General features: G+C 52.1%; 18 protein-coding genes and 4 pseudogenes. 16 read left to right on the top strand and 6 right to left on the bottom strand.

Going from position 1 to position 22690, the window contains the following annotated elements; translation table 11 throughout:
• Positions 1–74 precede the first annotated feature (74 nt).
• Positions 75–804, bottom strand: a protein-coding gene (locus ABOC21_RS29505; protein ID WP_426815644.1) for an IS1 family transposase whose coding sequence is annotated in 2 segments (ribosomal slippage) — positions 75–525 and positions 524–804 — 732 coding nt in all. Because the reading frame shifts where the segments join, the coding sequence is not laid out codon by codon here.
• 388 nt (positions 805–1192) lie between these two features.
• On the opposite strand from ABOC21_RS29505, the gene ABOC21_RS29500 reads away from it, so the two are divergent.
• From ABOC21_RS29500 to ABOC21_RS29445, 12 genes and pseudogenes are all read left to right on the top strand, one after another.
• A complete protein-coding gene (locus ABOC21_RS29500) occupies positions 1193–1564 on the top strand; it encodes a PTS lactose/cellobiose transporter subunit IIA (RefSeq protein ID WP_426815643.1) in 372 nt (123 codons plus the stop codon).
• Positions 1565–1622: 58 nt separating this feature from the next.
• Positions 1623–1916: a PTS sugar transporter subunit IIB gene (locus ABOC21_RS29495; RefSeq protein ID WP_426815642.1), complete on the top strand. Its 294-nt coding sequence runs from the start codon at positions 1623–1625 to the stop codon at positions 1914–1916.
• Between the two features lie 88 nt (positions 1917–2004).
• Positions 2005–4305, top strand: coding sequence for a sigma-54-dependent transcriptional regulator (locus tag ABOC21_RS29490; protein WP_426815641.1), 2301 nt, complete (start codon positions 2005–2007; stop codon positions 4303–4305).
• Positions 4306–4318: 13 nt separating this feature from the next.
• Positions 4319–4735: a PRD domain-containing protein gene (locus ABOC21_RS29485; protein ID WP_426815640.1), complete on the top strand. Its 417-nt coding sequence runs from the start codon at positions 4319–4321 to the stop codon at positions 4733–4735.
• A 259-nt stretch (positions 4736–4994) separates the two neighbouring features.
• Entirely contained in the window at positions 4995–5336 is a 342-nt protein-coding gene (locus tag ABOC21_RS29480) for a hypothetical protein (protein WP_426815639.1), read from the top strand.
• Positions 5326–6258 carry a PTS sugar transporter subunit IIC gene (locus tag ABOC21_RS29475; protein WP_426815638.1) on the top strand — a complete coding sequence of 311 codons (933 nt, stop codon included), beginning with the start codon at positions 5326–5328 and terminating at the stop codon, positions 6256–6258. The genes ABOC21_RS29480 and ABOC21_RS29475 overlap by 11 nt, the downstream gene beginning before the upstream one ends.
• A 21-nt stretch (positions 6259–6279) precedes the next feature.
• Positions 6280–7743 (top strand): FGGY-family carbohydrate kinase, encoded by a 1464-nt coding sequence (locus tag ABOC21_RS29470; protein WP_426815637.1) that lies wholly within the window; start codon positions 6280–6282, stop codon positions 7741–7743.
• Between the two features lie 43 nt (positions 7744–7786).
• Positions 7787–9214 (top strand): glycoside hydrolase family 1 protein, encoded by a 1428-nt coding sequence (locus tag ABOC21_RS29465; RefSeq protein WP_426815865.1) that lies wholly within the window; start codon positions 7787–7789, stop codon positions 9212–9214.
• A gap of 293 nt (positions 9215–9507) precedes the next feature.
• Entirely contained in the window at positions 9508–9711 is a 204-nt protein-coding gene (locus tag ABOC21_RS29460) for a cell surface composition regulator GlgS (protein ID WP_426815636.1), read from the top strand.
• Positions 9712–9797: 86 nt separating this feature from the next.
• Positions 9798–9929: pseudogene (locus ABOC21_RS29455) on the top strand (Rpn family recombination-promoting nuclease/putative transposase); the annotation flags it as partial.
• Positions 9930–10024: 95 nt separating this feature from the next.
• Positions 10025–10471 carry a regulatory protein RecX gene (locus ABOC21_RS29450; RefSeq protein WP_426815635.1) on the top strand — a complete coding sequence of 149 codons (447 nt, stop codon included), beginning with the start codon at positions 10025–10027 and terminating at the stop codon, positions 10469–10471.
• A gap of 405 nt (positions 10472–10876) precedes the next feature.
• Positions 10877–12092, top strand: a pseudogene (locus tag ABOC21_RS29445) (IS91 family transposase).
• 148 nt (positions 12093–12240) lie between these two features.
• Here the strand turns inward: ABOC21_RS29445 and ABOC21_RS29440 are convergent.
• A pseudogene (locus ABOC21_RS29440) lies at positions 12241–13314 on the bottom strand (IS3 family transposase); the annotation flags it as partial.
• A gap of 342 nt (positions 13315–13656) precedes the next feature.
• Here ABOC21_RS29440 and ABOC21_RS29435 point away from each other — a divergent pair.
• Together ABOC21_RS29435 and tnpA (ABOC21_RS29430) are read left to right on the top strand one after the other, a co-directional pair.
• The gene (locus ABOC21_RS29435) at positions 13657–14556 is read left to right on the top strand and encodes a RepB family plasmid replication initiator protein (RefSeq protein WP_069476592.1); all 900 of its coding nucleotides are present in this window, start codon (positions 13657–13659) and stop codon (positions 14554–14556) included.
• Between the two features lie 274 nt (positions 14557–14830).
• Entirely contained in the window at positions 14831–15259 is a 429-nt protein-coding gene (gene tnpA, locus ABOC21_RS29430) for an IS200/IS605 family transposase (protein WP_426812394.1), read from the top strand.
• A gap of 195 nt (positions 15260–15454) precedes the next feature.
• Here tnpA (ABOC21_RS29430) and ABOC21_RS29425 read toward each other — a convergent pair whose 3' ends face one another.
• Complete coding sequence (locus tag ABOC21_RS29425) at positions 15455–16402, bottom strand: IS30 family transposase (RefSeq protein WP_426815634.1); 948 nt, start codon at positions 16400–16402, stop codon at positions 15455–15457.
• Between the two features lie 38 nt (positions 16403–16440).
• A complete protein-coding gene (locus ABOC21_RS29420; RefSeq protein ID WP_426815633.1) occupies positions 16441–16869 on the bottom strand; it encodes a C40 family peptidase in 429 nt (142 codons plus the stop codon).
• A gap of 697 nt (positions 16870–17566) precedes the next feature.
• Between ABOC21_RS29420 and tnpA (ABOC21_RS29415) the strand changes: the two genes are divergently transcribed.
• On the top strand, positions 17567–17995 hold the full coding sequence (tnpA, locus tag ABOC21_RS29415) for an IS200/IS605 family transposase (protein WP_426815608.1): 429 nt from the start codon (positions 17567–17569) through the stop codon (positions 17993–17995).
• 1338 nt (positions 17996–19333) lie between these two features.
• Positions 19334–20178, top strand: a protein-coding gene (locus tag ABOC21_RS29410) for an IS5 family transposase (RefSeq protein ID WP_426812222.1) whose coding sequence is annotated in 2 segments (ribosomal slippage) — positions 19334–19679 and positions 19679–20178 — 846 coding nt in all. Because the reading frame shifts where the segments join, the coding sequence is not laid out codon by codon here.
• A gap of 1364 nt (positions 20179–21542) precedes the next feature.
• Here the strand turns inward: ABOC21_RS29410 and ABOC21_RS29405 are convergent.
• Together ABOC21_RS29405 and ABOC21_RS29400 are read right to left on the bottom strand one after the other, a co-directional pair.
• Positions 21543–22127 (bottom strand): MFS transporter, encoded by a 585-nt coding sequence (locus tag ABOC21_RS29405; protein ID WP_426815632.1) that lies wholly within the window; start codon positions 22125–22127, stop codon positions 21543–21545.
• Positions 22128–22305: 178 nt separating this feature from the next.
• Positions 22306–22686 (bottom strand): annotated as a pseudogene (locus tag ABOC21_RS29400) (MFS transporter); the annotation flags it as partial.
• Positions 22687–22690 lie beyond the last annotated feature (4 nt).

Here is a 22690-nt window from a genome sequence, read left to right as displayed (position 1 = left end):
TTCATTTATGATACGATGACAGGGCGAAAAAATGGTTCCCATCGAATTAATCGCACCTTCCCTAATTGGGACGCTCAATGTAGGCATTTCTGGGCCGTGACGCAGATTGAGTGGTAGTGGGTGATTGTCAGATACCAGCCGATGATCTTGTCGCGCATCTCTTCAGACTTTGAGAAGCATATGGTTTTGCGGGTAAGCCGCTTAAGATGTGTCCGCAGGTTCAGATTATGTCGCTCTATCCGCTGGGTGTATTTCTTGCTGATAACATGACTTGTTGAGGACAATAAAGTTCGGTATACCGGCCAGGCATCGGTCATGTAGAAGGCAATGCTAAACTGGCTCAGCAAAACCAGAAGACGCTTTAATGTCAGCGCATTTCGTGGGCCAAATACATGGGCGATGACGCGCTTTCGGATGCGGTCACAGGCAGAAAACAGCCAGCGTTGATTGCCTTTACAGCGGACATATGACCACTGTTCATCGGCTTCACAGCAGATAATGACTTCTGCGCCTGGCTCAACGTTTTACGCTACCTGATGCGGTGCCAGTTTTTAGATGACGGAGAACGGTGTTAAGACTTATCCGCAGCACTCTGGATGTATCGCGGCATCCAGAGCCATTCCTCGCCATATCAACAATAGTTTGATGGGTTTCGGGTTTCGCCCCGTTGTAGCGGTAGTCGAGCTGAAAGGTCTTCAGGCACTGCTTACAGCGATAGAGCTGCGCGCCTGAACTGGAATGGCCGTTCCGGATACCCCCCTGAGTTTCAGAGCAACGGGGACAAACCACATCAATCTTTGCCATCAATCATCCAAAGGGCAAAGAGTACAACAACACTAAGGAAGGTGCGATTTAATCATTCATAGTTCTGTTCATGACTACAATGATTGCCGCTCATCCATCGTTTTCACTGATTTTGGTGGTTTTTTGCTCATTTATGATACGATGGCAGGGCGAAAAAATGGTTCCCATCGAATTAATCGCACCTTCCCTAAGTCTGCGTCACGACCCATTATAGCGTCAGAGGTTATTTCTCATCTGTTTTACCTGATGCAAAACAGATCGATACAGACGCCACAAAAAAAACTAAACAATTGAAAAAATCACATTTTATTTATTGGCATCATTATTGCTTATCTCATATCAGTGAAAATCAATGCAGTGATTGTCATCATTTAAGGAGTAGGTAGTGATGAGCGAGCAGACGGATAACGAATTTGAGGAGTTGGTCATCAATATTATCGTCAACGCAGGTCAGGCAAGAAGTCATGCGATCAAAGCGATAGAGTGCGCAGCACACCAGGAGTTTTCCATAGCGCAGGGATTGCTGGAAGATGCCACTGAAGCGCTGCGCATTGCACATCAGGCACAGACCAACCTGATTGAAGATGAAGCGCGCGGTACACGCCATCCTGTGACGTTACTGATGGTGCATGCGCAGGATCACCTGATGAATGCCATTACGGTGAAAGATCTGGCCCGTCAGCAAGTGGATTGCTACTACCATATGGCTGAACTGAAAAAACAGGTGCAGGTCTTTTCTACCGCACAAGCACATTGTTGAGAACCGGGTATAGATAACGTCATTACCGACATAGCGAAAAGACAGCGAGGACAATTCCATGTTGCATATCACTCTGGTTTGTATGGGCGGTTTTTCTACCGGCATGCTGGTGAAAAGAATGCGTGAAGAAGCCGTCAAAAAAGCGATCGATGTTGAAATTAATGCCACCTCGGAAAGTAATTTTAAAATCGTGGCAGATAAAACAGATGTATTACTGATTGGCCCGCAAGTCAGCTTTATCGAAGCGACGATGAAAAGCCGCTATCCCGATTTAAAAATTGCGGTGATCAATGCGGTTGACTATGGCTCGATGAATGGCGGCAAGGTGCTGGATTTCGCCCGTAATTTGTGAGCCCGTAATTATTACTGACGCTTACTTTAGCCGTGTTACATCCCACCCGGTATATTGGGCGATCTAATGATAGCAGGAGCAGCCGAGCATGCGGATCGACATTGTGTATGACAAATTAACCGCGCTGAGCACCGAGTCAGGTATTTCCGCCACTCAATTGGCGGATGCACTCGGGTACGCCAGAGCCAATGTCAGCAATGATCTGAATATTCTGGTATCGGAAGGTAAAGCGATAAAAAACAGAGGAAAACCGGTGCTGTATCAGGCGGTGAACTCCGAGATGCGGGCACAACAAGACCAAAGCGAATTCGCGCTCTTTATCGGCAGTAACGCCAGTCTGTTCCCGGCGATTGAACAAGCCAAAGCGGCGGTGTTCTATCCGCCAAGCGGCATGAATATGCTGATTCTGGGGGAAACCGGTGTCGGTAAATCGCTGTTCGCGGAACTGATGTATCAATACGCCAAATCGATTGGTAAACTCACGCCGCAAGCGCCGTTCGTCATTTTTAACTGCGCCGACTACGCGAATAACCCGCAATTGCTGTTGGCACAGTTGTTCGGATGCAAGAAAGGCGCCTACACCGGGGCGGATGAAAACAAGATTGGTTTGCTAGAGAAAGCCCATCAGGGCGTACTGTTTCTCGATGAAGTGCATCGCCTGCCGCCGGAAGGCCAGGAGATCTTCTTCACCTTTATCGACAAAGGTATTTTCCGTCGTTTGGGGGAAACCAACGTCGAGCGTACCGCCAGTGTGCGCATTTTCTCGGCGACCACAGAAGAGCCTGATTCCAGCTTGTTACGCGCCTTCACCCGGCGTTTCCCTATGGTGATCCATTTACCTGCCCTGAAAAAGCGCACCTTTCAGGAACGTTTCGAGCTGATCCAGTTTTTCTTCAATCAGGAAGCGGCACACTTGCAGGAGAGCATCGGCATTTCCGTCAATGCACTGCGTGCGTTGTTAAGCTATGACTGCCCGAACAATGTTGGTCAACTCAAGGCGGATATCCGCTTTGCCTGCGCCGGGGCTTACGCCGAGTATATGACAGGGAAAAAAGCCAGTTTTTCCATCAACAGTCGCACCCTGCCCAGCCACGTCAGCCAAGCGCTCTATACCCACCTAGAGCATCGCCAGATCTGGAATACCATTATCGGCATCAACAAAAAGAGCGTGATATTCTCCGGCGACAGCAAAACACCGCTGTTTGAAGACGATGCCGTTAACGATATTTACGACATTCTCAATCTGCGCATGTCGGAGTTGCGTAGTCAGGGGATCGAAGGCAGCACGCTGGAAGAAGAAATCGAAAAAGATATCGCCGACTACTTCCAGACGCGCATTAGCCGTTATCAGGGCAAATACGATACTCGCCGATTGGAAAATCTGGTGACTCCTGATGTCCTGCGTCTGACGGAAGAGCTCATCCGCTATGCGGAAGGTAAGCTACAGCGCACGCTGGACAACAAAGTCTATTACGGTCTGGCGACCCACATCGAAAATGCGCTTGATAGGATGCGGCGCAACAAGAGCATCATCAATCCTCAACTCAACCGCATTCGTACCGGTTATCCCGAGGCGTTTAACGCCGCGCTGGACTGCCTGCGTATGATCGAACGGGTAATGGAGATTACGCTGCCCATCGATGAAGCAGGTTTTTTGGCGATGTTTTTTGTCTACAGCGAACGCGATCTGGAACAACGGCGTACCGATGTGAAGGTGATTGTGGTGGCGCACGGTGTAGAGACCGCCAGTGCGATGGTTGCAACGGCCAACGAACTGCTGGGCGTCAACTACGCAGTCGGTTTCAATGTGCCGCTGTATGAGAAAGCGCAAATGGTGCTGGAGCGGGTTATTCGTCACATTCAGACCAGTGAAAGCGTCTCCGAAGTGCTGTTATTGGTGGACATGGGTTCACTCACCACCTTTGGCGACACCATCGCCGAACATTGCGATGTTACAACGCGCACGTTGCAGTTGATCAGCACCATGCATATTGTCGAAGCGATCCAGAGCGCCATGAACGGGCTGCCGTTGCAGGAGGTTTACCAGAACGTTCTGATGGTGAACCAGTTGATCGAGCAGGAAGTGCCATGCGATCGCCAACAGGCACCCGCGCGTCACAGACCGGTATCAGAGAAAAAGATCGCGATCGTGATGGTCTGTGCCAATGGGGAAGGCACCGCCAAGGTGCTGGAACAGCAGCTATCGCAGCATCTTTCCGCCCGCATGCACATGGTCGAGATTGTGTCGCTGCGGTTTGAAAGCGACAGCCAGTCTGAATCAGGAGCTCAACACCCTCAGTCAACGTTACACGCTGGCGGCGCTGGTCAGCCCATTCCCGGTCTCCACCACGCTGACGCAATTCGATCTGGCGGACGTGCTGTACTATGACGGCGTCGAGACAGTGAACCTGCTGATTGAGCGTGAATCGACCTATCTGTTGGTGGCGGAAACGCTGACGCAAATCCTGCAACAGTTGAAACCAGAGCATGCTTTGCACGCCATCAAAGGGTTTAACACGCGCATGTCATCTGCTCTTCACATGACACTCTCCACCAATATGTTAATCGGGCTGACCATGCATCTGGCCTGCCTGCTCGACAGACTGCTGCAAGGGCCAACCGAGACCCTGTTTCCCGATAAAGCCTGTTATATCCAACAGCATCACGAGATGTTCCTCCTGATTCGTCATGAGTTAATACCAGTTGAGCAGCTATTTTCGTTATCCATCAGCGATGATGAAATATGTACCCTTTGCCGTTTTTTTATTTCAAAGGAAATCAGTCAAGCTACTGAAGATGTTATTAACGCTTATTCATAATTGAAATGTAGTGAATAAATACAGATGACTAGGCGAGTTAAGGAAGGTGCGATTAATTCGATGGGAACCATTTTTTCGCCCTGTCATCGTATCACAAATGAGCAAAAAACCACCAAAATCAGTGAAGACGATGGATGAACGGCAATCATTGTAGTCATGAACAGAACTATGAATGATTAAATCGCACCTTCCTTAACTTGCCGTGTGCCCTACACTCTGCATTTTCTATCCGGTAGATATAATTATAAAGGAAAGATAGATGGCCAACCTACAAAACACCATGTCGGGGTTGCAATTTGCCGCTTCGCACATGCAAAGTAACAAATACCTGATGTCGATATCCAATGGTTTTACGGCAGCGCTGCCGGTATTTATTATTGGCGCGTTTTCCACACTATTGGCTAATCTCCCGATTGATAGCTATCTGGCATTTATTAAGGCTTACGGTTTGCAGCAGGCAATTACCTTGCCCGCCAGCGTGACGCTTAAAATAATGTCGATCTATGTCTGTTTCTTTATCGCCTATAAATTGGCAGGAACCCTCGGCCACAACGAAATGGTGGTCAGACTCGATTGCCATCATGTGCTTTATGATCACTAGCCCGGTGTCGGTGGTGGATGGCGCAGAAGTGATGCCGTTCAAATACCTAGGCGCTGGCGGACTTTTTGTTGCGATCATGGTGGCGCTATTGGTCAACAAGATCTACTCATTCGTCGTTGAGCGCAATCTCACAATCCATATGGGCGACAACGTTCCGCCGGTGGTAGCAGAAACCTTTAATGGCTTGATCCCCGCCGCCATCAACGTGGCAGTCTTCGCCACTGTCGCGGCGCTGTTCAAACTCACCGCTGCAGGCAGCCTGCATGCCTATATCTACTTTCTGATCCAGCAGCCACTGTTTGGCATCACCGGCTCCTATAGCGGGATGCTCACCTTTGTCGTGGTAGCGCACATACTGTGGGTATTTGGCATCCACGGCCCGATGGTCACTGGCACCATCTGGAAGCCTCTCTATCTGGCTATGGATTTGGAAAACCTGACCGCATTCCAGAATGGCGACCCGTTGCCGCACATCGTCGGTTATGCTTTCTGGGGGATCTGGGCCAGTTTAGGCGGTAGCGGCTCTACCCTCGGTCTCAACCTGCTGATGGCCTTTAAAGCGAAAAGCGAAGGACTGAAAAAGCTGGGACGCATGGCGTTGCCCACCTCTTTCCTGTGTATCAACGAGCCGATTATTTTCGGTATTCCCATCGTCCTTAACCCGATGTTGGCCATTCCGTTCGTGTTGGCGCCCGCGCTGAACGTTACCGTCGCCTATTTTCTGATCGCCACAGACGTACTGCCGCGCATGATCGGCGTCTTCAACGTGATCGGCATGCCGGTATTTGCCAATGCCTTTATTCAAGGCAGTTGGTTGTTCGTGCTGTTGCAGATGTTTCTGATCGTACTCAATACGCTGATCTACTACCCGTTCTTTAAACGCCTGGACAGCACCATGAGCGCTCAGGCCACGCAGGCGTAACCGCAAAGGGAGATAGCAACCATGACGATCGCGGTGATTGACACCGGCACCACGCAAATGAAGCTGGTGCTGTTCGATGTAGGCGGCGCTCAGTTGTTCCAGCACGCGGCCAGCACGGCGCCACGCTACTTTGATGATGGACGGGTGGAACAAGATGCGCAGCATTGGCACGATGCCCTGATGGCGCTACTGCGTGCGGCAATACAGTTTCTCACGGCGCACAGTCTGACGCTGGAAGCATTGTCGTTAACGTCTCAGCGTTCCTCGATTATCGCCGTGGATGCCAAAGGCTATGCGCTGACACCCACCATCATGTGGCAAGACACCCGCACTCAGGCACTGTGCGATACGTTAGCAGATGTTTCGGAACAAGTGCATCAGATCGCCGGGTTGCCAATTTCCCCGGTGTTTTCTGCCGCAAAAATCCTCTGGCTGAAGCAACAAGATGCCACGCGGTATCAACAAGCGGCCAAGTTTATCGGCATCCATGATTTTCTGCTGCACAGTCTGACTGGGAGATTCTGTACCGATTATTCCCTGGCGTCGCGCACCAACCTGTTCAACTTGCGCACCCAGCGTTGGGATCCGGAACTGCTGGCGCTGTTTCAGGTCACGGAGGACAAGCTATGTGCGTTGGTGCTGCCGGGTAGCGTCGTCGGCGCGTTACGGGCGGAGATTGCCGTTCAAGTAGGATTGCCCACGGGCATTCCGGTGATCAGCGCAGGCGGCGACCAGCAATGTTGCGCACTCGGCATGGGGCAATTAACTCCTGAACGCGTAATCGTTAACGTAGGCACCGGCGCCTATGTGATGGGAATGACCGATGAGCAGGGATCGTCGTCGCTCGACAGCCGTTTTATCTACAACCGTGCGGCGCTACCGGGTAAATTTGTCATCGAGGGAGCGCTTCTCTCCTCCATCTGTGCCTACGACTGGTTTAACCGAACCTTTTATAAGTCAGAGAACGATTATCGCGCCATCAATCAGGAAGTAAACGCCGCCGAACCCGGCGGCAGCGAGCTGGTGCTGTCTCCCTTTTTCAAAGGTAAAGTCGCCAGTGCAGGCAACGTGAAAGCCTTCTTCTATGACATAACTCTGCATCACACCCGGGGCGATTTTTCCCGCGCTATTCTGGAAGGAATTACGCACGAACTGCATCAACACCTGCTTGGTATGACGCCGCGTATCGGCAATATCACCACTATTTATACCGCAGGCGGCGTGACGCAGTTCGATACCTTCAATCAGATTCAGGCGGATATTTACAACCTCCCGGTCATCGCAATGAGCAGTAACGCCACGGCGGCTGGCGCTTGGGTTTCGGCGGCGGTGACGCTGCAACATTATCGCGATTATGCCCAGGCTCAACGCCAGATCGCACGCCATCAGCCGATACAGCGTTTTATGCCACAGCCAGACAATGTTCGGCTCTATGAAGCACTGGCGTCCAAAAGCCGAACGCTACAGGAACATATCTATTCATGAACGTTTTCCACTCAAACTCCAAGGTGATTGCATGCTGAATAACATCAAAACGGACTTCCCGGCCGACTTCCTCTGGGGGGCCGCAACCTCTGCGTTCCAGGTCGAGGGGGGCTATCTGTCCGACAGTAAGGGACTTTCCACTGCGGACACGCGCGCGTTGCTGAAATCACATTTGCAGGCGGATACCAAAGTCGCCAGCGGTCACTACACCCACTGGAAAGACGATATTGCGTTGATGTCGGAGCTGGGTCTACGTTCCTACCGTTTCTCCATCGCCTGGACACGCATCTACCCTAACGGCGATGAAGCCGAACCGAATCAAGCAGGCATTGATTTCTACCTTGCGTTGATTGATGAGTTGCGCCGTCATGACATAGAGCCAATCGTCACCCTGTATCACTTTGACTACCCAGAAGGGCTGAACAAGAAATACGGCGGTTGGCTGGCGCGCGAATCGATCGCCGATTTCGAAAAGTATGCCCGAACACTGTTCTGTGCCTTCGGTGAACGGGTGAAATACTGGCTGACCATCAATGAACAGAACCTGATGCTGTCCGTTGATGTGCTGATGGGGTTACAGGGGCTGGATGCCCAAGAAGCGGATCGTCGCCGTTACCAGATGAATCACCATATGTTCCTGGCAACCGCCAAGGCGATCGAGGCCTGTCATGAACTGCTGCCACAGGCAAAAATCGGCCCAGCGGTTTCCTATGTGCCCATATATCCGGCATCGCCGCGTCCGGAAGATATTCTCGCTGCGCGACAGAACCACGATCTGCGCAATCATGCCATGTTGCATGTGCATTGCTACGGCGATTATCCCGGTTACTACAGCGCATTTTTGCAACAACATGGCTGGTATCCACAGGTGGAAGCCGGCGATTTCGACTATATGCGCCAGCATAAACCAGACTTTCTCGCCTTCAACTATTACCGTACTAACGTCGCCAGCGCTTGCCCGGTGGATATTACGCCGCAGGAGATTGAGCGCATAAAAGAGGAAACCGGTGATCGTTTGGCTTCCGTACTCCCCGGCTACTACCAACGAGAAAAGAACCCCTACCTGAAAGCCACCGAATATGGCTGGCAGATCGATCCCATCGGTTTTCGTCTGGCATTTCGCGAACTGCATGAACGTTATCGCTTACCGCTGATGGTGACAGAGAATGGGTTAGGCACCCGTGATGAGCTAACGGCGGAGGGTCAGGTGCACGATGAGTACCGTATCGCGTATATTCGCGATCATATCGAGCAGATGCGCCTCGCAATTCAAGACGGATCCGAGGTAATTTCCTACAATCCCTGGACTTTTATTGATGTGCTCAGTTCAAGCGATGGCTTCAAGAAGCGTTACGGCTTTGTTTATATTGATCGGGGTGAGTTCGATCCCACCCCGCTGACACGAATCAAGAAAGATAGCTTCTACTGGTATCAGGCCCTGATCCGTGAAAACGGCAATGAGCCTGCCTGAGGCTTATTCCCAACTTAGTGTCGGTTGCTGCCCGCCAGTGGGTTGATTGGTGGGTAGCATTGGCGCGTTGCTGCTGCCCTAAATAGCTTATATGGACACCGCTCCGCTGCAAGCACCGTATCTTTCGTCGCTGCCGGGGAACACTTACTGACCCGGAAACCACTTCTGCGTTACAACCGAAATTACTGCACATCAGATTCACGTAGCATTAATCGTGAAAAATCCCCTTCTTATATAAGGATAATAAAAAGAAAGCATATGACCCTGCTCTCTGACGAGTTAAAAGGAGGTATATGCTGATGAATAAAATTAATACTGATTTGGAGAAAAATTATCATTTTCTGGCCCGTAGTTTTGCCAGAATGCAGGCTTCAGGACACCCGGTAAGCCTTGACTCGATAACCGGAAATATGTCGGAGGAACAAAATGAATGGTTCCGGAAGGCGTACCGACGTTATCTTGCTCAGGCTTTGAACGCGCGAAAACTGGAGTTATAATAGTGTTTCAGAAATCTGAGTCCACGGATGTGGCTTAAACCCAGCTTACACGCCACCGTCCCCATTCTTCGGTGGCGTGTGATAAGATAGCGCTTTCGGAACAGGCACCCACTCCGGTGCAGCATGACGCGGCTTTCCAGGCCTTCCTGACCAATCCCGACATCGCCCGGAACTTCATTGCCATTCATCTCCCGGCGGAACTGCGCGCCGTCTGCGACAGCTAGACTGTATCCGGCTCTTTTTTTCTACGTTTACGCAATTAAGGGGCTAATCTTCAACGCCATTGTTTAGCTAACAAAACGAGGGGGAATGAATGCAACCGGATGAACTTTATCTACACGCAGTATCTCTCCTATCCCATAAGGATTACAGTCTTCGCGAGATGCGCAGGGTTTTACGCCGCTGTTCTGATGACGCAACAACCATAGAGGGCGTGATTGCCCATCTTCTTGAACGCGACTACCTGAATGATCGCCGTATCGCTGAAAAAAACGTATCCCGATATCTGAAAAGACTGTATGGCCCTTCGCTCATAAGGCAGGAGCTCAGGCAAAAAGGTATCCCACAGGACGTCATTGAACAGGCGCTCAACGACTGCGATGTGGACTGGTTAGAGATAGCAGCGCAGTGCCGGATCATAAACTTTGGCGAAACCCCGCCGTCCGTGCCAAAAGAAAAAGCCCGTCAGATGCAATTTCTTCAGAACCACGGTTTTTCGATGGACATGATAATCAGCGCTATCACGCCATCGAAAGGGTGATGAGCACACGTATACTATCCGCCACACCCCAGCTCAGCGCCATGAAAACCTGTAGGGCGGAGTCCGTTACGAGAATCCAGGAGACCAAACATCTGGCTAAGATAAAAATGTAACACTGCAGTCCTGAATTGTCGGAAATTCAACGCCCCTTACGAATGGTGGTGCTGAAGAGCCCTTCATAAGGGGCGGGGCCTGAGTATCCTGTCCCTTTGTAGAAACCCGGGCATAACCGATGAGCATGATTGCGATATCCTGTTGCCATTTGTTTTACTATTGCAATATATTTTTGCAACGCACAAGGCCGCATCGTTACGCTGTGAACAGTAGCGCCCTTACAGGGCGAGCGTCACCGCTTCGCGGTTCCGGGGCTTTGCATGCCCTGAACCCCGTTTTATACTCTACAGCATGTATATTCCACGCCCCGCAAAATTGCTCTTCACCGTCGATGACGGCTGGAATTCGTTTCTCGGAAAATTCAGTGACCGCGTCACTCCCTGGACCCGCCTCTGCGTAGAACGCATGCTCGCCTGCGGCACCACGACCATGGGCGTACGCCGCTTCTGCTGTGCATCACCGGACTGCACCCACTCCCGCTTTTTCTGCCAGAGCCTGCAAATCAAAGGCCTGCAGCTCCTGCGGCTTCAAAGCCACTGAGCAGTGGGTAGCCCGGCAGAGTCATATCCTTCCCGACTGCGACTGGCAGCACATTACCTTTACCATGCCCCACCTCCTCTGGCCCTTTTTCAACAACAACTGGCCATTACTGAATGCACTCTTCCGCGCCGCCACCCGCGCCATGCTTCGCTGGGCCCGCAGACAGGGCGTGGAGGTCGGGATCTTCTGCGCCCTGCATACATACGGCCGCCAGCTCAATCAGCACCCGCACATTCACCTCTCCGTCACCCGCGGCGGGCTGGATATCAGGCATGGCGTCTGGCGCGACCTCTTCTTTAAGAAACATGCCGTCGAGGAAATCTGGCGCGGAGCCGTCATCCGCCTGCTGCGCCACAGCCATGACCTGATAAATCCCGGCAGCCTGCCGGGGCTGGGGCATATCCGCGACAAAAAGCAGTGGCAGCGCTATCTGCAGGCGCAGTACGGGCGCCGCTGGAAGGTGCATTTTGCGAAGAAGACCCGGGGCGCCTGGCGGAGCGTCAAATACCTGGGCCGCTACCTGAAGCGACCGCCGGTGTCGGCGGCAAAGCTCAGGCACTACAGCGGCGGCGCAGTGATACACCATTACTACGACCACCGCACGCAGCAGTACCGCCAGCAGTCGCTGACCCAGGAAGAGATGCTCAGGCGCGATATCAGCCACGTGCCGGCAAAGCATTTTAAGATGGTGCGTTACTACGGTTTTTTGTCCAACCGCAAACGGGGTTCGCTGCTGCCAAAAGTCTATGAAGCCCTGCAGACGGAAGCGCGGAAAAAACCGGAACAGCCCGGCTTCGCCTCGCTGTTGAAAGGGTTCCTGCGCACGGACCCGTATCAATGCATCCTCTGTGGCAACCGGCTGCGCTTTGTCAGCGCACAGGCCGGCAGGCATGCCACGGAATTAGTGGCGGAAAGGCTGCATAACATCGCCCGGAAACGATGGCTTCTGACACAGGCCGCACGATAAGTGCGCCCGAAAAATGGGTTTCCGGTTAAAAACACACCGAAAACCGTATTTTATTGTCATGATTTCCCCGACAACATACCATCACTGCGTTTCGGGAGCCTGTGTTCATGGTCAGTGAGTTTTTAAAACGTTTTTCCAGATTCCTAACCATGAACGCAATATAATCTTCCTTCATCGTCTTCACGAACCGTTCGGCCATGCCATTACTTTGCGGGCTGCTCACCGCTGTTGTGCAGGGCTCCAGATTCAGCTCTCTCGCGAACCTCCGCGTTTCATGCGCGGTATATGCTGAACCGTTATCCGTCAGCCACTGCACCGGTGTGTCCGGCAACCTGTCGCCGAAGCGCTTTTCCACCGACCTCAGCATCACATCCTGCACCGTCGAACTGACGTAGCCTCCCGTGCTCGCCGCCCAGTCTATGGCTTCTCTGTCGCAGCAGTCCAGCGCGAACGTCACCCGCAGTTTTTCACCGTTGTCGCAGCCGAACTCGAAGCCATCTGAACACCAGTGCATATCGCTTTCTGCCACCGCGATTTTTCCCTTATGTTCACGCTTCGGTCGCTCTGGTTTGTCATGCAACAACAACAGCTTATGCTCACTCATTATCCTGTAAAGCCGTTTGGCGTTCACTGGTGGCTGTCCCTCTGTGCGACGTTGCTTGCGCAGGATGCCCCACACACGTCGATAACCATAACTCGGCATATCGCTGATGATATCGAGGATATCCGACAGTATTTCAGCGTCTGCTTCGTCATTACGCCGGTTACAGCGCCTGTCCTGCCAGTCGGCAGAACGGCTAACTCGCAGTGACAGACTGCGCACGCGACACACCTAGGGTACGGCTGACCAGGGCTATTCCCCGTCCTTTGGCAACAAGGGCGCGTGCGCTATCCATTTTCGCGACTGACCGTACTCCACGGCTTCTTTCAGGATCTCAACTTCCATTGTCTTCTTGCCCAGCAGGCGCTGAAGCTCCCGGACCTGCTTCAGTGCCGCAGTAAGCTCAGAAGCTGGAACGACTTCTTCTCCGGCCGCAACGGCGGTGAGACTGCCTTCCTGATATTGCTTCTTCCACTTAAACAGCAGGCTGGGCTGAATACCGTGCAGGCGTGCAACATGGGAGACATTCATGCCTGGCTTCATCGTCTGCTGGATAATGGCGATTTTCTCCTGCGGAGTTTTACGTTTGCGGACTTCTTGCCCTAACAGGATCCCTGTCATCTCAAAATTGGCGTTAGTGTTAGACATATATTCAAGCCTATCTCTTATCTGGAGATACAGCTACTGTCTGGTGTTTCAGGGGGCTACATCAGTAGTTTTCCACAAGATAGATCCAATAACTGATCCATAGAGGATCAAGAGAGTACCAAAAAGATCCCGGATCGTCAGAAGCCTTGTGCAGCTTGGCTTAAAAGGGGATCGCTGTCTACTGTATGCTAAATAATGTCTACTGTAATCTACAATATGTCTACTAAATGCTATATATTGTCTATTGTATGCTATAAAAATGTCTACTGTATGCTATCTTTTAACTGATTTATTCATACTTAGGACTTAAGGAAAATGTCTAGCAAAATCAATGAGTCATTCTTGCATGTTGAAGAGACAAACCAGAGTACTGGCGAAGTTATTATCCTTTCTTCCACATCAGAGACTAGTGTTCAGACGGTTCCGCTTATGCGTCTAGGTGTCTTTGTCCCGACATTAAAATCCACGAATAAAGCTATCGCTAAAAAACCTAATGTAGGATCCAACATCAATGCTTCAGACGACCTTAGGCATTTAGAGATAGCGAAATCTGAAGGCTTTGAGAGGATAACCATTTCCGGACCAAGGCTAGATATGGATACTGATTTCAAAGTCTGGACCGGGATCATCTCGGTTCTGACTGATAATGAGCTTGAATCGAATGATGATGGCACGATATCGATTCGATTCACTGAATTTGCTATGCGATGTGGTTTCTCACGTGGACGTCTTAAGGCTGAGTTTCGGGAGAAAATCAAGGATTCGCTACGTAAGCTCATGTCAAATGTAGTCGAGTTCTCTAAGGATAGGGGAACCAACATTGAAGTGACAAAATTTGTTCAACTCATTGGTGAGTCCACTGTTGATATTGGCAATGACAAAGTCATCCTGACCCCATCAAAAACTCTGAAGGATCTGTATGTAGGGGAATACAAGATACTCTTGAAGTTAAGGGCCCTTAAAGCCCTCGCTCGTAAGGAATCGGCACAAGCTTTATACACGTTCATTGAGGCTCTTCCTCCTAATCCCATCCCCGTTAGTATTGAACGTTTTAGAAAACGATTGTCACTGACTTCGAGACCGGCTCTTCAAAACTCTACAGTAAGAAAGGCGCTTAAGCAGTTGGAAGATATCGGATATCTTGAATACCAAGAGCTTAAAGAAGGTAATAAGATCGCATTTCAGATCATCAAGAGAAATCCGTCTTTAAAGTAAACGGTTTGTGTTCCGGCAAATGACCTCAGAAGGGAGATTGCCTACTGTAGTCGATGCCGGTGGAGGAGAACAGAGAGTCGGCAGCTGCAAGGAGAATGTCTACTATACTCGATGCTGGTGATGGGTATATGGGAGCTTTGGGTGGTTGACTTTGCTTGATACCATTAATAATTAAATCCGGTAAACCCCCGGCTTTGCCGGGGGACTCCGAAAGGTTTGACCTTTAAGTCAGTCGCGCGAATCTGAAATCTCCGCCAAGAGATGAGGATTCGTGATGAGAGACTATCAGAGCTTAAGCCATACGAAATGGGACTGTAAATATCACGTGGTTTATATCCCTAAACGCCGGAAGCAGCGGTTATATGGTGCGCTGCGGCATGAGTTGGGAAAAATATTCCACGAGCTTGCGAGCCAGAAGGGCTGTCAGATTCTGGAGGGGCATCTGATGCGCGATCATGTCCACATGTGCATCAGCATACCGCCAAAGTACTCGGTATCGACAGTAGTCGGCTATCTGAAGGGAAAAAGTGCGATAGCGATAGCACGACACTTCGGCAGAGGTAAAAACTTCACCGGTGAAGTTTTCTGGGCTCGAGGTTATTTCGTTTCAACCGTTGGTTTGGATGAAGCCACGGTCAGGGCGTACATACGCAACCAGGAGAGAGAAGACGAACGATACGATCAAATGAAACTGAACGTATAGCAGCCGCCCTGGGCGGCTCATGGTTTGTCGGCGCCTTTGAGGCGCTCACCCTAAAGCCTCCGGCTCTGCCGGAGGATACTTACTGACCAGAACATACCCAAATGGTCGCTTCAGTTGTATACGACGGCTATCATCCAGCCATTCGGTTAGTGGTGGCAGGTTGGAGAAGGGCGGATTCAAGTTCGAAGTGCAACGCTAAGCCGCCTTTCTTAACTCTGCAAAGACCTCTGAAGGCTGCCGGAATTTGAGGCATTTTCGTGGCCTGCTGTTCAGTGCTCCCTGGTACTTGCGGAGCTCATCATCCGTCACTGCTGTCAGGTCAGTTCCTTTGGGGATAAACTGCCTCAACAGCCCATTGGTATTCTCATTTAGCCCACGTTCCCACGAAGCATAGGGGTGAGCGAAGCAGGTTTCCGTTTCCAGGGCCGCTGCGATCTCTTTGTGCTGAGTAAACTCCCCGCCATTGTCGAACGTGATGGTATGGCAGACATCTTTGTAGCCGCTCAGCATCGAGATAATGGCTGTGGCCACTTCGGCTGAATCTTTCGAAAACACCTTTTTCGTCAGATAAATACGGCTTTTACGCTCGACCAGCGTCACGATGGCTCCGGTGCCTTGTTTACCCGGAACCAGATCCGCTTCCCGGTCACCCGGTCGGGTACGAGCATCAACAACGGCCGGTCTCTGTTCGATGGATACGGCGTCAGGTATCGGACTTCGCTTTTTACCATAGCCTTTGCGATAGCGGCGTTTACCCTGCCGGAGGAGCCTGTATAGTTCGCCGCCAATGGCTTTATCAGCCTGAACATGCTGGTAAATCCACTCGTGACTAACCGGTCTGCCGATGATACGGCCAACGGCGCTGATCTGTTCCGGACTCCACAGCCAGTTTAGCGCAGCCTCAACAAAGAAGACCGTATCCTCGTGCATCCTGCGTTTGCCGGCCGCTTTACGGCGGCTGGTACTGAGCTTCTGTGCTGCCGCTGGCTGGTAGCCATCTACAGAACGATTACGACGCAGTTCCCGCGAGACCGTTGATTTGCTGACGTCTGAGCGGCGGGCAATCTCTGCCTGACTCACTTTATCTTCACACAACAGGGCTATCTGGTATCGTAACCCTTCGGTTAGCTGCTGATATTTCATAGTGACTCGCTCATCTTTGGTCGGAAGAGCAGGATAGCTTATCGGCAGCTAACCGTCCCTCCATCCACATGACCGAGCGTTGCACTTATTATCTGAATTCGCGCTTCAGCATTCTCTTTACGAGCAATATCGACAGTTACGGTTTTGCTTCCTCCCCCGCCAGCTTCAAGCATTCGACCGCCTCCCCACGCCAACGCGACATGAAATACTCCTTTATCAGTACCAAAAAAAAGCAGGTCGCCAACTTCAGCATCATCAGCCATTGGCACCGGAGAACTGTACCCATTATTGCTGAAGTGTTGATACAGACCTGCGGCCGTATTATCACGGGGAGGGTCCAGGTTTATGAGTGACAGGGCAAACTGAACAAAACCTGAACAATCATAAGCATCCGGTCCGTTTGCCCCCCAGATATAGGGCTTACCGATTTCACTCTCGCATCGTTTAATCCAAGTTTTTAGGTCCATTTAAGCTCCCACACTGGAATGTAGTCAGATAGTTAACCGCTAGACTTAGGACTCTTTGGGACTTTCAGCTGTTGAAGATGATCTCGAAGCAACCACCTGTGTGGTTTAGTGACAAAAACGGAAAAATAACAAAGCGCACACTGAGAAGTATAGACCAGTTGGTTATACGAAAGCTTGCCGCAACAGGAGAGTTGTCTACTGTAGTCGACGCTGGCGGTGGGGAGTTGGTAGTGGGCCGCAGCAGGGTGAATGTCTACTGTGGTCGATGCCGGTGGCGGCGTCCCGGGGAGCGGACCACGGCTAGGTAAATGTCTACTGTAGGCGACACCGGTGGTGGTGAGCTGGTAGCGGGTCGTAGCAGGGAAAATGTCTACTGTGGTCGACGCCGGTGACGGGCAGCTGGTAGCGGGTCGCAGTCGGGTAATTTTCTACTGTAGTCGATGCCGGTGGCGGGGAGTTGGTCGCGGGCCGCAGCAGGGTGAATGTCTACTGTAGTCGACGACGGTGACGTGGAACCGTGAGCGGCCACAGCAGGGAAAATGTCTACTGTAACCGACGCCGGTGGTGAGCTGGTAGCGGGTCGCAGTCGGGTAATTAAATCCGGTAAACCCCCGGCTTTGCCGGGGGACTCCGAAAGGTTTGACCTTTAAGTCAGTCGCGCGAATCTGAAATCTCCGCCAAGAGATGAGGATTCGTGATGAGAGACTATCAGAGCTTAAGCCATACGAAATGGGACTGTAAATATCACGTGGTTTATATCCCTAAACGCCGGAAGCAGCGGTTATATGGTGCGCTGCGGCATGAGTTGGGAAAAATATTCCACGAGCTTGCGAGCCAGAAGGGCAGTCAGATTCTGGAGGGGCATCTGATGCGCGATCATGTCCACATGTGCATCAGCATACCGCCAAAGTACTCGGTATCGACAGTAGTCGGCTATCTGAAGGGAAAAAGTGCGATAGCGATAGCACGACACTTCGGCAGAGGTAAAAACTTCACCGGTGAAGTTTTCTGGGCTCGAGGTTATTTCGTTTCAACCGTTGGTTTGGATGAAGCCACGGTCAGGGCGTACATACGCAACCAGGAGAGAGAAGACGAACGATACGATCAAATGAAACTGAACGTATAGCAGCCGCCCTGGGCGGCTCATGGTTTGTCGGCGCCTTTGAGGCGCTCACCCTAAAGCCTCCGGCTCTGCCGGAGGATACTTACTTTCTACTGTAGTCGACGCCGGTGACGGGCAGCTGGTAGCGGGTCGCAGTCGGGTAATTTTCTACTGTAGTCGATGCCGGTGGCGGGGAGTTGGTCGCGGGCCGCAGCAGGGTGAATGTCTACTGTAGTCGACGACGGTGACGTGGAACCGTGAGCGGCCACAGCAGGGAAAATGTCTACTGTAACCGACGCCGGTGGTGAGCTGGTAGCGGGTCGTAGCAGGGAAAATGTCTACTGTGGTCGACGCCGGTGACGGGCAGCTGGTAGCGGGTCGCAGTCGGGTAATTTTCTACTGTAGTCGATGCCGGTGGCGGGGAGTTGGTCGCGGGCCGCAGCAGGGTGAATGTCTACTGTAGTCGACGACGGTGACGTGGAACCGTGAGCGGCCACAGCAGGGAAAATGTCTACTGTAACCGACGCCGGTGGTGAGCTGGTAGCGGGTCGCAGTCGGGTAATTTTCTACTGTAGTCGACGCTGGCGGCGGGCAGCTGGTAGCGGGTCGCAGTCGGGTAATTTTCTACTGTAGTCGATGCCGGTGGCGGGGAGTTGGTCGCGGGCCGCAGCAGGGTGAATGTCTACTGTAGTCGACGACGGTGACGTGGAACCGTGAGCGGCCACAGCAGGGAAAATGTCTACTGTGGTCGACGCCGGTGACGGGCAGCTGGTAGCGGGTCGCAGTCGGGTAATTTTCTACTGTAGTCGATGCCGGTGGCGGGGAGTTGGTCGCGGGCCGCAGCAGGGTGAATGTCTACTGTAGTCGACGACGGTGACGTGGAACCGTGAGCGGCCACAGCAGGGAAAATGTCTACTGTAACCGACGCCGGTGGTGAGCTGGTAGCGGGCCGCAGCAGGGTGAATGTCTACTGTAGTCGACGACGGTGACGTGGAACCGTGAGCGGCCACAGCAGGGAAAATGTCTACTGTAACCGACGCCGGTGGTGAGCTGGTAGCGGGCCGCAGCAGGGTGAATGTCTACTGTAGTCGACGACGGTGACGTGGAACCGTGAGCGGCCACAGCAGGGTAAATGTCTACTGTGGTCGATGCCGGTGGAGGTGAACCGGCAGCTGGCCGCAACAGGAGAGTTGTCTACTGTAGTCGACGCTGGCGGCGGGGAGCTGGTAGTGGGCCGCAGCAGGGTAAATGTCTACTGTGGTCGATGCCGGTGGCGGCGTCCCGGGGAGCGGACCACGGCTAGGCTGTGTCCCGTAATCACCTGAGCTATAGTAACTGTCTGTTTCCACAACATATTAAACTATGGCTCGCTACGACATTCCCGATGAAGCATGGACTATCATCCAACCCTTTCTGCCAGCAGCGTCTGCCTCTCCACAGGCCGGGCGTCCGTGGGCGGAGCATCGTATGATCATCAACGGCATGTTCTGGGTGCTGTGTTCAGGTGCACCATGGCGTGATTTACCTGAACGGTACGGCCCATGGAAGACCGTTTATAACCGCTTTAACCGATGGTCAAAATCGGGTGTGATTAACATTATTTTCAACAAGTTACTTTCAGCTCTGGATGCACATGGCCTCGTGGACTGGTCGGCCACTGCACTGGATGGCAGCAATATCCGGGCGCTGAAATGTGCTGCCGGTGCGCAAAAAAACAACCCGATATCACCGGAGATAATGGGCTGGGTCGCTCTCGCGGTGGTTTTGGCACCAAAATTCATCTGGCGACAGACGGAAGTGGTCTGCCGTTAAACATCGTACTGAGTCCCGGTCAGGCTCACGAAAGCCAGTTTGCACAACGTCTTCTGGACGGTATCGGTGTTCAGCGCCAGAACGGAAGTATCAAGCGCCGTGGTCATGCAGTACTGGCTGATAAAGCCTACTCCGGACATGCGTTACGTAACGAACTGAAAAGAAGAGGGATAAAAGTTGTCATCCCGCGTAAATCCAATGAAAAAATGGCCACAGATGGTCGTTCACCACTCGATCGTGAAGCCTACCGCAATCGCAATGTTGTTGAGAGGTGCTTTGGTCGCCTGAAAGAATACCGCCGCATTGCCACACGTTACGACAAAACGGCGAGGAATTATCTGGCGATGGTGAAACTGGGTTGCATCCGATTGTTTTACAAGAGGTTATGTAATTAAGGGACACAGCCTAGGTAAATGTCTACTGTAGGCGACACCGGTGGTGGTGAGCTGGTAGCGGGTCGTAGCAGGGAAAATGTCTACTGTGGTCGACGCCGGTGGCGGCGTCCCGGGGAGCGGACCACGGCTAGGTAAATGTCTACTGTAGGCGACACCGGTGGTGGGGAGCTGGTAGTGGGCCGCAGCAGGGTAAATGTCTACTGTAGGCGACGCCGGTGGAGGTGAACCGGCAGCTGGCCGCAACAGGAGAGTTGTCTACTGTAGTCGACGCCGGTGACGGGCAGCTGGTAGCGGGCCGCAGTCGGTGAAATGTCTACTGTGGTCGATGCGGTAGGGAGTCGGTAGCGAGCCACAGCAGGGAATTTATCTACTGTAGTCGACAGCAAAAACGTGGATCACACCGGCGAAATATCTTCAGATGGCCATCCCCTGATGACGAGTAATCGTCTTAATGCATCATCAGCCCACACTTCAAGGTCATCGTAAGTTCTGAACGTTTTACTGAACACTTAACCGGTTGTAGCTGATGTACCAAACAAACTAAAACCTAACTCAGTAAGAAATTTCGACGAGACGGGAGGAAGGGACAACTACACCAAACGTAAGACAACATGCCCCTTAGCCCTGCTAGGCCTTTGCCCCGGAGCGTCACGCTCTGCGTGAGTCACGGCTGTGCACATTTTCGGCATATTCTTTTTTTCTTTTTTTCATTTTTCTCTTTTTTTCGTCCGCGCGGCGAGGGGTGGGCCTGGCACGGTTAAGTTCCAAAGACTTGGAGGTATGTTGTCTTACGTTTGCGCTTTTATCGCCTCATGGTCATGTCGGCATTCAGAAATTATGGAGATGGCCATTTCCGGGTTTGCCACCTTGTCGCATACAGTAGACATCTGTCCGGGGTACAGCGACTGGAAAACACGAGACGAAGAGCGGCGGTATCAGCAGCATCGATAGATATTTGATGCATGGTCAGAAAAGTGAAGCACCGTCTACAGGGTTAGCCCGCCTGTGGACTGAGACCGGCATACGTCGCTGGCCTGGTGTGCCCCGGCATCAGGGCATATATAAGGTTTTCTCTGTTGATGCCCTCAGAATGACGGAGATACGTCCGGACTTTCAGGCTGGCGAAAGGCTCGTACCGATAAAATGTATTAGCGTAGATTAGACCTGACACAGCTATAAAACAGAGCCAAACCTGAGCTGACAGGCAGCTCCTGTGCCAGGAGCATACGTTAAAAAATTACACCCAAGTAACTTCAATATGCAGGATGGTAGTACTTAAACAAGTTACCCTTACTGTTGCCTTGATCTCCTGCTCCTGCAACTTGACGTATCATGGGTATAAATATTAATCAGACAAATACAGATTAATTAATCTCAGGATGCATCACAGCATTCATCAGTGCCAGCAGCAGGTGGATCAGCGCTGATAAGCCCATTAGTACGGTGACGGGGTGTTGTGTGCATGAGAAGATCAGCCCAGCCAGCGCAATGCCCACCAGAGAGCCTGTCTGCCGGAAAGTAGTATGTATAGCGGAGGCAGTACCGGCTGTGTCCTGCGTTCTGCCTGCCAGTACGGCTGCTGTCATTGGCGGTACAGCAAACGCAACACCACCTGCAAGCAGGGCCATTGAAAGAAAGACCAGCAGTGTTATCTGCCCGTGTAACGATATCATACCTGCATAACCCACACTGCCCGCGAGAAGCCCGGTGACCATCTGTTTTTTTATTCCCCAGCGCCGCATTAGTCGCCCTGCGGACAGATTGCCGACAAAGAGAAAAAATGCCAGCGGCAGGATCGCCATACCAGACTGAAAAGGCGTGTAATGCCAGCACTGTTGCAGAATAAAGCTGAGCGCATACAGGCTGCCGAAAAAACAGACGTTGATAAAAAAGCCGCTGAGATTGGCGAGATTGAATGCCGGACTGCGAAAAAACACTAACGGCAGCATGGGCGACGCACTCCTGCGCTCCACGATGACAAAACCTCCGGCGCACAACAGTGATACCAGTGTCATTAAAGGCAGCGCACTCTGGCCCCATTCCTGTTCTGGGAGCTGTATCAGGACCCAGGCTCAGACAACCCAGCGTGGTCATCGCTAGCACCTGGCCGGTGAAATCCAGTGCCCGTAAACGGGATGGCAGGGCAGCGGGCAACAGCCTGTAACCGGAGCTGATACCGTACAGCCCCACAGGCAGATTGATGAGAAAGATGCTGCGCCAGCCAAAATTCCCCACCAGAACACCACCAAGTACCGGGCCTGCCGCCGCCGCAACGGACACCAGACCGCCAAATATGCCGATAGCCTGTTGTCGTGCGTGCCTGTCCGGCCAGCCCGCTGATAAAAGAGAGAATGAGGCCGGAATAAACAACGCCGCACCAGCGCCCTGGAGAATGCGGAAGGAAATTAACTGCCACATCGCCACACTCATACCGCACCCGAGTGAAGCGCACGTAAACAGGACAAGACCGGATAACCAGATGTGGCGGGAACCATAGCGATCAGCCAGCGTG

Origin of the sequence: Klebsiella sp. WOUb02 (assembly GCF_050058015.1) — a bacterium.
GTDB lineage: Bacteria > Pseudomonadota > Gammaproteobacteria > Enterobacterales > Enterobacteriaceae > Klebsiella.
Note: the sequence above shows the minus strand (reverse complement) of the source record. Positions and strands in the feature narration are given on the sequence as shown.